The 12,956-nt window shown below is 59.5% G+C and carries 8 protein-coding genes and 5 pseudogenes; 6 read left to right on the top strand and 7 right to left on the bottom strand.

Translation table 11 applies throughout. The features are described 5' to 3' along the window. Positions 1-34: 34 nt before the first annotated feature. Positions 35-109 (top strand): annotated as a pseudogene (locus tag HAP47_RS41700) (transposase domain-containing protein); the annotation flags it as partial. Positions 110-144: 35 nt separating this feature from the next. On the opposite strand, the pseudogene HAP47_RS34255 reads toward HAP47_RS41700, so the two are convergent. Beyond that, positions 145-834 (bottom strand): annotated as a pseudogene (locus HAP47_RS34255) (IS256 family transposase); the annotation flags it as partial. 83 nt (positions 835-917) lie between these two features. Here HAP47_RS34255 and tnpA point away from each other — a divergent pair. Genes tnpA through tnpC (HAP47_RS34270) form a run of 3 tightly spaced genes read left to right on the top strand, consistent with a single transcriptional unit; the run spans position 918 to position 3,346 of the window. Next, positions 918-1,376, top strand: a complete 459-nt coding sequence (gene tnpA / locus HAP47_RS34260) for an IS66-like element accessory protein TnpA (protein WP_166073826.1) — start codon at positions 918-920, stop codon at positions 1,374-1,376. Beyond that, complete coding sequence (tnpB, locus tag HAP47_RS34265; RefSeq protein ID WP_166073804.1) at positions 1,369-1,722, top strand: IS66 family insertion sequence element accessory protein TnpB; 354 nt, start codon at positions 1,369-1,371, stop codon at positions 1,720-1,722. The genes tnpA and tnpB overlap by 8 nt, the downstream gene beginning before the upstream one ends. A 52-nt stretch (positions 1,723-1,774) precedes the next feature. Beyond that, positions 1,775-3,346 carry an IS66 family transposase gene (tnpC, locus tag HAP47_RS34270; protein ID WP_166213725.1) on the top strand — a complete coding sequence of 524 codons (1,572 nt, stop codon included), beginning with the start codon at positions 1,775-1,777 and terminating at the stop codon, positions 3,344-3,346. A 71-nt stretch (positions 3,347-3,417) separates the two neighbouring features. On the opposite strand, the pseudogene HAP47_RS34275 reads toward tnpC (HAP47_RS34270), so the two are convergent. The 4 genes and pseudogenes from HAP47_RS34275 to HAP47_RS34290 all read right to left on the bottom strand — a co-directional run. After that, positions 3,418-4,016, bottom strand: a pseudogene (locus tag HAP47_RS34275) (transposase); the annotation flags it as partial. Between the two features lie 111 nt (positions 4,017-4,127). Further along, positions 4,128-4,424, bottom strand: coding sequence for a transposase DNA-binding-containing protein (locus HAP47_RS34280; protein WP_231168567.1), 297 nt, complete (start codon positions 4,422-4,424; stop codon positions 4,128-4,130). A gap of 280 nt (positions 4,425-4,704) precedes the next feature. Then, the gene (locus HAP47_RS34285; protein WP_231168569.1) at positions 4,705-9,270 is read right to left on the bottom strand and encodes a Ulp1 family isopeptidase; all 4,566 of its coding nucleotides are present in this window, start codon (positions 9,268-9,270) and stop codon (positions 4,705-4,707) included. A gap of 250 nt (positions 9,271-9,520) precedes the next feature. After that, positions 9,521-9,745: pseudogene (locus HAP47_RS34290) on the bottom strand (transposase); the annotation flags it as partial. 269 nt (positions 9,746-10,014) lie between these two features. On the opposite strand from HAP47_RS34290, the gene HAP47_RS41705 reads away from it, so the two are divergent. Further along, on the top strand, positions 10,015-10,152 hold the full coding sequence (locus tag HAP47_RS41705) for a DUF2628 domain-containing protein (RefSeq protein ID WP_371821702.1): 138 nt from the start codon (positions 10,015-10,017) through the stop codon (positions 10,150-10,152). Between the two features lie 328 nt (positions 10,153-10,480). Here HAP47_RS41705 and HAP47_RS34300 read toward each other — a convergent pair whose 3' ends face one another. Together HAP47_RS34300 and HAP47_RS34305 are read right to left on the bottom strand one after the other, a co-directional pair. After that, positions 10,481-11,413 carry a class I SAM-dependent methyltransferase gene (locus HAP47_RS34300; RefSeq protein WP_173642977.1) on the bottom strand — a complete coding sequence of 311 codons (933 nt, stop codon included), beginning with the start codon at positions 11,411-11,413 and terminating at the stop codon, positions 10,481-10,483. Between the two features lie 17 nt (positions 11,414-11,430). Continuing rightward, positions 11,431-11,802 carry a hypothetical protein gene (locus tag HAP47_RS34305; protein WP_173640828.1) on the bottom strand — a complete coding sequence of 124 codons (372 nt, stop codon included), beginning with the start codon at positions 11,800-11,802 and terminating at the stop codon, positions 11,431-11,433. Positions 11,803-11,994: 192 nt separating this feature from the next. Here HAP47_RS34305 and tnpC (HAP47_RS34310) point away from each other — a divergent pair. Beyond that, a pseudogene (tnpC, locus tag HAP47_RS34310) lies at positions 11,995-12,839 on the top strand (IS66 family transposase); the annotation flags it as partial. Positions 12,840-12,956 lie beyond the last annotated feature (117 nt).

A 12,956-nucleotide genomic window follows, 5' to 3' on the forward strand; every position in this document is an offset into this window, starting at 1 on the left:
GCCGAAGGAGCGCTTCTCAAAGGTTTGAGATTAGTTAGCTTCGTTGATCGAGACCTGTAAGCTCAATAGCGTCAGCGCCGAGCACTGGCTCTCCGACGTCCTCGCGAAGGAGCTATCGCCAAATTTTGGTGACGGCGCGGCCGGTCAGGCGGCGGCGGTTATGGGCTGACGGTCAGTCGGTTTGGCGATGAGCTCGATCCCGTCGTTGAATGTCACACCGAGAACGAGTTTTGGCAACTGGTTGCGGCCATCGAGACGACGCCGGCTTTTCTGCGCGGCCTCAAGCAGTTTGAAGACCATCGCGAGCGCCGTTCTGTTGGACAGGCAGCCCTTCGATCGGATCGTGCGGTGGCGCACGGTAGCGAAGGTGCTTTCAATGGGATTGGTGGTCCGCAGGTGTTTCCAGTGTTCGGCCGGGAAGTCGTAGAACGCCAGTAGCGTGTCCCGATCCTTGCTCAGGCAGTCGGCCGCCTTCTCGTATTTGGGCGTATAGCTCTCGATGAAGGCGTCGAACGCCAGCTCGGCGGCGGCCTTGGTTTCGGCCATCCAGCTCTCCTGCAACGCGCGTTTGGCTTTAGGCTGCTGGCTCTTCGGCAACTTGGCGATCACGTTGGCGGTCTTGTGTACCCAGCAGCGCTGCTCGTGCGTTTTCGGCCAGACCTCGCCGGCGGCCTTCCAGAACCCGAGCGCGCCGTCGGCGATGGTGAGCCGCGGCGGCACGCCGAGCCCGCGCCGCTTCAGGTCGAGCAGCAGATCGCGCCAGTCCTGCGCGCTCTCGCGGGCGCCATCGGTGAAGCCGACCAGTTCCTTGCGGCCTTCCGGCGTCGCGCCGATCGTAAGCGCGAATTTCTCCGCACCTTTTGCTTTTGAGAGTCCTGATGCATGAGGTGTCCACCAAAATAGGTGGACACCTTGTGATGAGCGACGATGATCAGAAACTGCGGGTCAGGCTTGTCGGCCGGAACGGTCGCCGGCGCTACGAGGCGGCATCGAAAGAGCGTCTTGTCGCGGCCTGCCTTGAGCCTGGGGTTTCGGTATCGAGGCTTGCACTCGAACATGGGGTCAACGCGAACCTCCTTCGGAAGTGGATCAAGAAGCACAGCGCGACCAGGTCGCTGCCGCCGTCCTCACGCCCGGCGTTCATCCCGGTTCAGCTTGAGGGGAAGTCCGAGCGGGACCTGTCGCGAAAAGACAGCGTGGCGACGGTTGATTTGCCGGCTTACGATGAAGTGCGTGGTTCGGAACCCAAAGGGACTCCAGCTTTTTGTTCTCCGGCCAAAGTGAGCGTGTCGCTGCCGAATGGCGTGAAGCTCGCGCTGGAATGCGGCGATGTGGATGCATTGACGGCGATCATCGGAGCGCTGGGCGATGTTTAGACTGGGCGATGACCTGCAGGTCTATCTGCACCGTGAGCCGATCGACTTCCGGGCTGGCATCAACAGCCTTGCGGTCCTGGTCCAGGAGACGATGGCGCTCGATCCATTCACTCCGGCGGTTTTTGCGTTCTGCAATCGCCGTTGCGACCGGATGAAGCTTCTGTTCTTCGATCGGTCCGGCTTTGTACTGGTCCTGAAGCGGCTGACCGAAGACAGGTTCCGATGGCCGCGCCGCCAGGAGGCGATCGTCACGCTGACGACGGAGCAATTGCACTGGATCCTTGACGGCATCGATATCGATGCGATGGTCCGCCATCCGGTGCGGCAATATCAGGTTGCCGGCTGAGCTCTCGAGTTGAGCGGTTGACGCGTCGGTACGGTTCAGATTCAAGAATTCGATGAATCGAACCGGCGATCCGAGTGTTGAAGTGCTGTTGGCACGCATTGCTGCGCTGCAGGCGGAGAACCATCAACTCGCCGACCGCGTCGCCAAGCTCGAGGAAGAACTGGCGCTGGCACGCCTGCATCGTTTTGCGCCGCGCAGCGAAAAGCATGTTGATCGTCTCTTCAATGAAGCCGAGCAGGCCTCCGATGAGGAGGACGCCGGCAGTGAAACGAACAATATCGCCGAACTTCCGGACACGGGCTTGCCACCCGTCGAAAACACAATGGGAAAGAAGCGCGGCCGCAAGCCGCTGCCGGGGAACCTACCTCGTGAGCGCGTCGAGTATGACCTGTCCGACGATCAGAAGGCGTGTCCTTGCTGCCGTGGCCAGATGCATCGCATGGGCGAGGCTGTCACCGAGCAACTTCATATCGAGGTGAAGGCGAAGGTTTTACAGAATGTGCGCTTCAAATATGCGTGCCGCCATTGCGATCGCACCGGGATCCACGCCCCTGTCGTGACCGCGCCGATGCCGCCGCAACCATTGCCGGGCAGCGTTGCCACGCCCTCGACGCTGGCGTTCGCGCTGGTTCACAAATATGTCGATGGCACGCCGCTCTACCGCCTGGCGCAGGCCTTCGAACGTGCAGGTGTTCCTGTCAGCCGCGGCGCTTTGGGCCACTGGGTGATTGGCTCGAGCGAGAAGCATCTGCATCGCATCTACGACGCCCTGAAGCTGCGGCTCAGATCACAACCTCTCATCCATGGCGACGAGACAACGGTTCAGGTCCTCAAGGAGAAGGACAAACGGGCCACCAGCACATCGTACATGTGGGCTTATCGCAGCGGCAAGGGCAGCCACGAGCCGATCGTTCTTCTGGATTATCAGCCGGGCCGCGGCCAAATCCACCCGCAAGCCTTCCTCGGCGATTACCGTGGCATTGTAATGAGTGACGGCTATACCGCATGGCGCACGCTGGAAGGGGCCACCCACATTGGATGCATGGCCCACTCCCGGCGGCGCTTTGTCGATGCCCTCAAAGCCAGGAAGAAGGGCGGCGGTCCGCCCGAGCAAGCGCTGCGGTTCTTTGAACAGCTCTACCGGGTTGAAAGGCGGGCGTGGGACGGAATACCGGAGAAGGGTGAAACACAGGCCTACTGCATTCGCCGCTTCCGCCAGCAACATAGTGTCCCCATCCTCAATGCTCTCAAAGTATGGCTCGATGACATGGCCCCGAAGGTCTTGCCTGACAGCAAGCTCGGCGACGCCGTATCCTACACCCGAAACCAATGGGAATATCTGACGCGCTACACCGGGGACGGCAGCATGCCGATTGACAACAATCTTCTGGAGCGCGACATCAGGGTTTTTGCAACTGGCAGGAAGAGTTGGTTGTTCAGCGATACCGTGGACGGAGCCAAGGCCAGTGCCGTCGTCTATAGCCTGATGCTGACCTGCCGCGCCTCACGTGTCGAGCCGTTAGCGTGGTTGCGCCACGTCCTCACCGAATTGCCTCAGCGCGCCGGCGACGCCGATATTACAGACCTGCTGCCCTTCAACTTCCACAAAGCCGCCACTGCCTGAACGGCTCGGTATCGCCCGATACCAGGGCAATCCATCAAAACCGCCGGCGTGCGAAGAAAATCGCGCTTACCGCCGATCAGCACCAGGATGCACTGCTTTTCGTCTTCGAGGCGTGCTTGGAGATGGATGCCATCGGCCCAGATGTAGACGTAGCGCTTCGCCGACAGATCGCGCCTCTGCCACGCGGTGTGTTCGTCAAGCCAACCGTCCTTCAGACGGCCGATGGCGGATGCCGACAACCCGGCAGCATCCTTGCCGAGCAGCGCCGCCAGAGCCTCGGAGAAGTCGCCGGTGGAGATACCCTTCAGGTAAAGGATCGGCAGCAGCGTCTCGATCGATTTCGAGCGGCGCATGTAGGGCGGCAGGATCGACGGAGAGAACCGGATGCGGTCGGGATCGGTAGCCTCCGCCTCGCGATCGCGTACACGCGGCTGGCGGACGCCGACCGGACCGATACCGGTCATCACCTCGCGTTCCGGCAGGTGACCGTGGCGCACGAGCGCTGGTGGCCGTCCGCAGTCCTCAAATCGGCATGCTTGCCGAGAAAGTCCGCGACCTCGGCCTCGACCGCCTGGGCCAACAGAGCACGCGCCCCATTGCGCAAGATTTCGGTGAGTTGATCGTCGACGTTTCCTGGCTGAATCAACTTGATGATGTTATCTTTGGACACGGCATATCGCTCCTTCGGTGGAGAAGTGGAGGCGTCAAGCACCCCCACGATATGCCGCCTTCCCGATTCCCGCCGTCGCCAACTTTCAGCGATAGCTCCTCGCGAAGCTCGTCAACGCTCTCGGCGAGAAGCTTCGTAAGCGGAATTTGACGCAATTCCCGCCTTATCCCGTCCACTGTTTATGCTCTTGGTGATGCCGATCACTTCTGACTTCTCGCGTTGATAGCTGAACTCGGTTGTACCGTGCAGCACAAGAACCAAACCTTCAGCGGCGACGACACGATCACGTGTCGATTGGAAATGGCCGGTCAGAATGTCCGCTTCGCTGACCCGGTCATTGGAGAAGAAGCGGTAGGCTGCCTTGGTATTCGCCCAATCCTGGCAGACGAGCTGGATGCTTTGTCCCATGGCGCTTCCAATCTGCGTGAGCAGTTTGCGGAATCTGTCGCCGAGCCCGCGTCCCTAAACTCGCATCCACTACTCTCTCGATCAATCCAACATTCGCCTTTCCAGGACCGCAAACAGCCTTTTGCGGATTGATCCCTTAATGTCAGCCCCATAGAGCGCCCCCTCGCGAATCAAGTGCTCCCAAGGAATCACAAGTGATACTTTCGATTCAAGATTTCGCGGATCAGCGCGAGTCGGCGAAATTATGGGTAATTGAAAGCTTCGTCGTATGCGTACGACATCAGCCCCTGAGTCGGTTCTGCAGCGCCTGCCGATTGGCAACGAGGCTGCTGAGGTTCAGCAGGTGTGGTGCTCGTCCTTGCTCCAATTGCCTAACCAGCGCCCGCGTGCCGTCCACCACGAAGACGCCGCAATCATAAGTGTTCAGCTGCTGGGTCATGCCGCGTGACTCCAGGCGGGCGCCCAGCCTTGCTGCGAGCTCTGCTGCGGGCGTGTTGTTGTATTCCCCCATGGAGTCGTAGCGATAGGCAACCGGCCTTTCGCGGTCGCGGCGATCAACAAACAGCAACGACCAATGGGTGCCGGGGAGATTCGTAGCACGGGCATTGTTCACTGGCAGGAACAGGAAGTCGGCTGTGTCGTCACCATTCTGATCATGGACGATGCGCTGGAATGCGCGTAGCATTTCGCTCTCGGTGCCCAAGCGCAGGCTAACAAGGGTTATGAGAGGATCCACGAACCGCGTCCGGGCGGCGAGATTCGGATTGTTCCCCCCCAACTCTTGCGCCAGGAGCTGGTAATCTCTCAGGACATGCTCGTCGCCCAGCCATTCCGTGTCCTCGAGCACCAGCCCGCGGCCGTGAGGCGAGGCTGTCGGACCTAAAGCCCCGATCTGAGCATCGTAGGAGGTGCTCGGAAACGCCGGCACAGAATTAACATCGTCGCGTGATTCAGACGGCGTGGCCGCAGTCAGATCAACCAATGGAGGACCGCCGTAGGTGCTTGAGCGAGCCCCGGCAGCCTGCGCTGGCTCAAAGTGAGCATCGTCGCGCAACTCGGACGGTGTCGGCGCATTCAGAGCAAGAAATGGCTCAAGACCAGCGTAGATGTCTGAGGGAGCCCTGGTAGAGTGCGCTGGCGCAAAGTGAGCGTCGTCGCCCAACTCGGACGGTGTCGGCGCATTCAGAGCAAGAAATGGCTCAAGACCGCCGTAGGTGCTTGAGCGAGCCCTGGCAGCCTGCGCTGGCGATGCTTCCAGCATCGGCCACATACTCCAATCAAAGTTGAGCGGCATCTGCGGCGACCAGGTTGAGGCGGACCAGGCAGGTTCCTGCTGTCCAGCTTGGACTATGTCCTGCGCCTGCTCCGGGGGAACCCCGGGCCACGGTGGGCCGTCTTCCACCATCAAACGCAGATCCTGATTATAACCTTCCGGGAGGACCAATGGCCGACTGACAGCTCGCTGCAGCGCCGTGGCATCTTGGTACCCACTCCCCTGCATCGTCGGCTGCGCCTGCCATGGCGATGCACCCAGTTGATGGGTGGGGGCCGACGTCAGCAGGCGACCGCCTGAAGCGACGATCTCGCTCAGTTGCCGCTCAATGGCAACGCCGTGCAGATTGTCTAGGGTCCTCGGCCTCTTCGCTGGCCTCAATTCAGCTGTGTCATGCTCATCGTTGATGAGGACCTCCTTGCTTGGCAGGAGGTTGCTCTTGGCAAGTGCACCGATCGGCTCGTCCGGGAACTGCTGGCGGTCGGAGCCCCAATTCAAGGGACGAATGGACTCTCCGGGATCCGATGACTGGTCATGGCGCGCGGCTGGCTCAAGAAGAGATGACGACGGGCCGGGTTCGTCCATCAGCTCCCAAAGCAAATCCTGATCGTAGCCTTCTACAGGAAGCAGCTCCTTTGGCCAACTGCCCGCGTCCTGCGACGCGCTGTGCTGCGCAGCGGCGCCGCCGGCGGGCATCGGCTCCATCAGTACCGCGTTTTCGGGATCAGGACCGGGGGAAATATGGCGCTCGCGCTCCATCGCTTTAGCGCCAGCCTGCGATTTTCGGAGATCAGCCAGTGCGGCACCGATATTCCGATTACCCCCGGCGTCCTTCCTATAGCTCTCGACATCTCCATCCAACGCCTTGCCGGAAAGCCGAGCAGCAATGCCCTTCTTGTTATTTTCACGCAGGTAGTCACTGAAACTGTTAAGAACAACTGCATAGGTACGTACGGTACCTGTCGCAGCTTTGTTTTTGTACTCTTTGATGAGAGCCACGTCCTGGGGATAAGGATTCAGCTTAGCGCGGCCTGCGATCGGCACGATCCCGCCCGTCGACTGCGAGGTCCGGAGATGATCTATTGCTAGAAGGAGTCGTCTCCTGTTAAGACCCTTTTTGATGGCCTCGCGCGCATCATTGGTTAGCGACTGGTCGTCGAGCCGAGCAGCGATCGGATCTTTGTTATTTGCGAAGAGCCAGCGGCCAAGGCTGAGAAGAGAACCTGCATAATCCCTGGCGGTGTGGTTGGCGGCGTTGCCGTTGCGGAGGGCCTCCTCAAGCCCCGAAATAAGGCGAGCATCCTCGGAATAAAGAGGCTGCTTCCTGTGCCCTTTCAAAACCCCAGCTGACTGAGCCGGCTGCAGCGCCGAGGCGGTCGGCATTGCTCCACCACCTCCACCTGAATTGGCGATCTCGCTCAGCTGCCGCTCAATGGCAAGGCCGTGCAAATTGTCTAGGGTCCTCGGCCTTTTCGCGGGCCTCAACTCAGCTGTGTCATGCTCATCGTTGATGACGACCTCCTCGCTTGGCAGGAGGTTGCTCCTGGCAAGTGCACCGATCGACTCGTCCGGGAACTGCTGGCGGTCGTAGTCCCAGTTCAAGGGACGAAGCACCTCCTTTGGCCAACTGCCCGCGTCCTGCGACGCATGCTGCGCAGCGGCGCCGCCGCCGGGCATCGGCTCCAATTGTACCGCGTTTTCGGGATCAGGACCGGGGAGAATATGGCGCTCGAGCTCCATCGCTTTAGCGCCGGCCTGCGATTTTCGGAGATCAGCCAGCGCGGCACCGATATTCTTACCCCCGGCGTCTTTCCTATAGCTCTCGACATCTCCATCCAGGAACTTGCCGGAAAGCCGAGCAGCAATGCTCGGCTTGTTGTTTTCACGCAGATAGTCACTGAAACTGCGAAGAACAGCTGCATACCCCCTGCCGGTCCCTGTCGCTGCTTCGTTTTTGTACTCTTTGATCAGAGCCACGTCCTGGGGATGAGGATTTAGCTCAGCGCGGCCTGTGATCGGCACGACTCCGCCCGTCGACTGGAAGGTCCGGAGATGGTCTATTGCCGGACGGAGTCTCCTGTGATGACCCTTTTCGATGGCCTCGCGCGCATCATCGGTTAGCGACTGGTCGTCGAGCCGAGCAGCGATCGGATCTTTGTTATTTGCGAAGAGCCAGCGGCCAAGGCTGAGAAGAGAACCTGCATAATCCCTGGCGGTGTGGTTGGCGGCGTTGCCATTGCGGAGGGCCTCCTCAAGCCCCGAAATAAGACGAGCGTCCTCGGAATAAAGAGGCTGCTTGCTCCGCCCTATCAAAACCCCAGCTGACTGAGCAGGCTGCAGCGCCGAGACGGCCGGCATTGCTCCACCACGCTCGCTCAGTTGCCGCTCAATGGCAACGCCGTGCAGATTGTCTAGGGTCCTCGGCCTCTTCGCTGGCCTCAATTCAGCTGTGTCATGCTCATCGTTGATGAGGACCTCCTTGCTTGGCAGGAGGTTGCTCTTGGCAAGTGCACCGATCGGCTCGTCCGGGAACTGCTGGCGGTCGGAGCCCCAATTCAAGGGACGAATGGACTCTCCGGGATCCGATGACTGGTCATGGCGCGCGGCTGGCTCAAGAAGAGATGACGACGGGCCGGGTTCGTCCATCAGCTCCCAAAGCAAATCCTGATCGTAGCCTTCTACAGGAAGCAGCTCCTTTGGCCAACTGCCCGCGTCCTGCGACGCGCTGTGCTGCGCAGCGGCGCCGCCGACGGGCATCGGCTCCATCAGTGCTGCGTCTTCGGGATCAGGAACGGGGGAAATATGGCGCTCGCGCTCCATCGCTTTAGCGCCAGCCTGCGATTTTCGGAGATCAGCCAGTGCGGCACCGATATTCCGATTACCCCCGGCGTCTTTCCTATAGCTCTCGACATCTCCATCCAACGCCTTGCCGGAAAGCCGAGCAGCAATGCCCTTCTTGTTGTTTTCACGCAGGTAGTCACTGAAACTGCGAAGAACAGTTGCATACCCTCTGCCGGTCCCTGTCGCTGCTTCGTTTTTGTACTCTTTGATGAGAGCTACGTCCTGAGGGTGAGGATTTAGCTCAGCCCGGCCTGTGATCGGCACGACGCCCGTCGACTGGAAGGTCCGGAGATGGTCTATTGCCAGAAGGAGTCGTCTCCTGTTAGGACCCTTTTTGATGGCCTCGCGCGCATCATCGGTTAGCGACTGGTCGTCGAGCCGAGCAGCGATCGGATCTTTGTTATTTGCGAAGAGCCAGCGGCCAAGGCTGAGAAGAGAACCTGCATAATCCCTGGCGGTGTGGTTGGCGGCGTTGCCGTTGCGGAGGGCCTCCTCAAGCCCCGAAATAAGGCGAGCATCCTCGGAATAAAGAGGCTGCTTCCTGTGCCCTTTCAAAACCCCAGCTGACTGAGCCGGCTGCAGCGCCGAGGCGGCCGGCATTGCTCCACCACCTCCACCTGAATTGGCGATCTCGCTCAGCTGCCGCTCAAAGGTCGCCGTATCTGCGGACGGCGCCGCGGGTGAACTCTCTTGCGGGCCCGTGCTCACCCACTTCGTCGAGGGGAAATCCATCCGTTCTCACTTTCAAAATATAGGCCTTCGAAGCCGGGCTCGAATTTGACACGCTGGGAATCAGCAACAAACTACCCTTTAGCCCGTCCTATTCGTGAGAGTGCGTTTTTTTTGGTCCCATTGATGTGGCCGCACATCTGCTCTGACGAGGCGCGCGGGATTGCCTTCGGCCTTTCACCGCCTGACGACCGGTACTTTGCAACGCGCTTGAGGTGTAGGTTGGGCGAACGGGGGGCGGACGCCCCGCCGGTCAAGGACCGAGCGGCAGCAGCGCGCCTGGCAAGCCGCGGATCAGGTCGGCTTCGGGACATGCCGCGGCAAACGCAAGGCTAATGCGGCTCGTGGTCTCGACGACACGGGCAGCGAGTTTCAAGAGACGAAGACGCAGCGTCGCGAACTCGGCTGTGGCCAATTCCCGGGCTTTGGGAATCGCGTCGCGCACGGTCAGCATCAGCCAATATGCGGCGGTGTCGAGTGCCGACAGAATCGGAGCGCCCCCCTCCTGTCGTCAGGCGGGTCCGATGCGAGACCCGCTCGGGTATTCGACCTCAGACCTCAAGACGGCGTCTTCCTGCAGGCTCGCATGGAAGACCACAGCGAATGCATGCTGGCGTCTCAACCAAGGGGCAGCTCGGCGGCTGATCTCCGGGTGCATGATCCGGAAAAGGTCGTGCCGGTTTTCCGGGAGATCATGCTGTAAGTAAGAGTCCATCCTCGGCGGAGCGTTCGAAGCCGGTCTATACAGTGCATGCCCCGCGGCCAACGGCGCGGCTCTTGCGGCGGCCGACAAATTCGTCTTCGTACGCGACCGGCTTCCATTTCTGGGCCGCGATTGCGGGCGTGATCTGGCTGGCCTGGAACAGGCTCTGGCTGGCGCGCTAATCGGCTGGCTCGTGCTGACCTTTGCTATCGATTTCGCCCTGGCCTTGGCGTCGGCCGCAGTGCGACCTTCTTCGCTTGCCGCACTTCGAACGATACGTTGGAAACGGCAATACGCCGCACTCGATCGTAGAAATCTGACGCAGCGGCGACCTCGATCATACGGCACGGCAACACATGGATTCGCAATCGGCGAAGTAGTCATAACCAAGGCTTCTCTGTAAGACTACCGACCTGATAGAAAGTAATCATTCAGGAAGTCAGGGTATGATCCACTTCGGTGTACAGTTCCTTGGGGCATACCCACAACTATCCTCGGAAAAGGAACCCGTCACGGCTCCAACGCAACCTGCAAGCCCGCGTTGCCTCCAATATGCACATAACGGGGCCCGATAGGCCGACCCCTGCCGCTGGCGACGGTGACAATGTTTTCGAGAGGGGTGGCGCGCGCATCCATCTCAGGGCGGGACAAGAGCAAATCGGCGTGAAACAGCCCTTCCGACTCAAGACCGGTAGTATCGACGCCAAGAGCCGCCAAGGTGGCCAAACAACTTTCAAACTCTTCAGCATCGCGAAAGCGACGCTGGATAAATGTCGCGCCGGTAAGACGTTCCGTTACAAGGCCACGCTTCGCGAGCGTTGCAGCCAGAGAATCAAATGGGAACATTCGTAGCACGAATGAGATAATCCATGGACGCTTCTCTGTCGCATCGAGAATTTTGCTGAACGTCTTCTCGGTAACGTAGCCGATGCACCCCGTCGACATGATAACGTCAGTGGGGCGGATGATGTGCGCGCTGTCCGTCGATAGCGGATCCTTTTCAAGATCAGCGACAATACCCTGCTCAAGGAGACCGACACCTGTTGCATAGCTGATCGCCGGTGCCGATACATCGAGACCGATAAATCGTGCCAGTCCGACATCCGGCCAAGACGCATAGAAACTGCGATCAAGACGCACCAGTGTATCAGAGCTGATTGCCCTCATCTCGCGCCGAGCGTAGCGATGACGCAAGCCCCCGAACGTCAGTGGAAACCGATGCACAGCAGCGTTGATGCCGTATGAACAGCCAATGTCAAGCACGGTCGGCTTAACGCCAGTTGCCGATGCGTTCGCCGCGAGAATCTGGCGCACAACCGGCTCAGCCACGTCCGGGATCATATAATCCAGGTCTCCCAGCACGGTGAAATATGCCCTGGGATCATCCGAAGCATAAATATCATCGAAGACAGCCTTAGACCGATTGATGCGCGGAAAATCTATTAGCAACCCGATGCCTCCTATTCATTTTGCAAACCAGCCGACGGCTGTGCCTTCAGGCGACTCGGTGCCTTGTCGCAGAGATTGGCCGACGCATAAACCCCATCGTTCGTCTTTTTCAATCGCGCTTCATGAAGTAGAGGGGCTGATAGTACGTATGAGACGATGGAGCAAACGCTGTCGATCGACAGCGATCGCGATGACCACACGTTGATGGCACGATGATGGCCGGAGTGAGCACAGAGCGATGCGCTCCGTCGTTCGATCCTGTCGATTGCCATCGTCTCGATCGTTGGGTATAGGCAAGCGCCGAATAAGGTGAGAATGGCGCACATTTCGTATAGCGTGTTCCAAGCGCCGTGCTCATTGTCAGCCCGATAGGCGGCAGCCATCACATCGTAATCGATCGCTTCACTACCGTTTCCTTGGACGGCGATTTAAAATGCGAGGACTTTAGCTTCCTCATTCGCGTACCTTTTATGTTGAGAGAGCTGATGCACGAGGTGGCCACCAAATGTGAGGTGGACACTACGTGATGGAAGAAGGACAGAAGCTGCGGGTGACGGTTGTGCACCCGAGCGTGCCAGGCCCTCATCCACGGCGACGAAACAACGGTTCAGGTATTAAGGAAAAGGACAAGGAAGCCTCCAGCACCTCGTACATGTGGGCCTATTGCAGCGGCGAGGACAGTGAGCTGCCGATTGTGCTGTTCGATTATCAGCCTGGTCGTGGGCAGGAACACCCGCAGACCTTCCTTGGGGACTACCGCGGCATCTTGATGAGTGACGGTTACTCGGCCTGGCGCACGTTGAAAGGCGCCACGCATATCGGATGCGTGGCCCACGCCAGGCGGCGCTTTGTCGACGCCCTCAAAGCGAGGAAGAAACCCGGCGGGCTGCCGGCGCAAGCCCTCAAGTTCTTCGACCAACTCTACCGGATTGAAAGACAGGTGCGTGAAGAAAAACCGGATGACGGCGAAACGCGGGCCAATTACAGGCGCCGCTTCCGCCAGCAACACAGCATTCCTGTCCTGAACACTCTCAAGGCATGGCTCGAAGCAATCGCCGCAAAGGTCGTGCCCGACACCAAGCTCGGCGATGCTGTCTCCTATACGCTCAATCAGTGGGAATATCTGACGCGCTACAACGAGGACGGCGAGATGCCGATCCACAACAACCTTCTTGAGCGCGACATCAGAATCTTCGCCTGTGGCAGGAAAAATTGGCTCTTCAGCGATACCGTTGATGGAGCCAGCGCCAGTGCCGTTGTCTATAGCCTGGTGCTGACCTGTCGCGCCTGTAGCGTTGAGCCCTTCGCATGGTTGCGACATGTCCTCACCGAATTGCCCCAGCGCCGCGACGACGACGATATTGAAGATCTACTCCCTCTCAACTTCCCCAAAAGCCGCAGCGCCGAAAACCCGGCCTGATATAACATAATCTCTCGTCCAGCAGCGAATCCACTGGCTCTCGTAGGGGCCGACTGATTCTATGCGAGATTCAATGTGACGAGAAAGTCGCGCTTACGCCGCAACCACCTAGTCTTA

The sequence above is a fragment of the Bradyrhizobium sp. 41S5 genome (assembly GCF_011516665.3).
Lineage (GTDB): Bacteria > Pseudomonadota > Alphaproteobacteria > Rhizobiales > Xanthobacteraceae > Bradyrhizobium > Bradyrhizobium quebecense.

Excerpts from the sequence above, each read along its gene's own strand:
- tnpA (WP_166073826.1), top strand. The coding sequence starts at position 918 with ATGAGCGACGATGATCAGAAACTGCGGGTCAGGCTTGTCGGCCGGAAC.
- HAP47_RS34305 (WP_173640828.1), bottom strand. The coding sequence starts at position 11,802 with ATGGCTGCCGCCTATCGGGCTGACAATGAGCACGGCGCTTGGAACACG.
- HAP47_RS34280 (WP_231168567.1), bottom strand. The coding sequence starts at position 4,424 with ATGGGACAAAGCATCCAGCTCGTCTGCCAGGATTGGGCGAATACCAAG.
- tnpC (WP_166213725.1), top strand. The coding sequence starts at position 1,775 with ATGAATCGAACCGGCGATCCGAGTGTTGAAGTGCTGTTGGCACGCATT.
- tnpB (WP_166073804.1), top strand. The coding sequence starts at position 1,369 with ATGTTTAGACTGGGCGATGACCTGCAGGTCTATCTGCACCGTGAGCCG.
- HAP47_RS34285 (WP_231168569.1), bottom strand. The coding sequence starts at position 9,270 with ATGGATTTCCCCTCGACGAAGTGGGTGAGCACGGGCCCGCAAGAGAGT.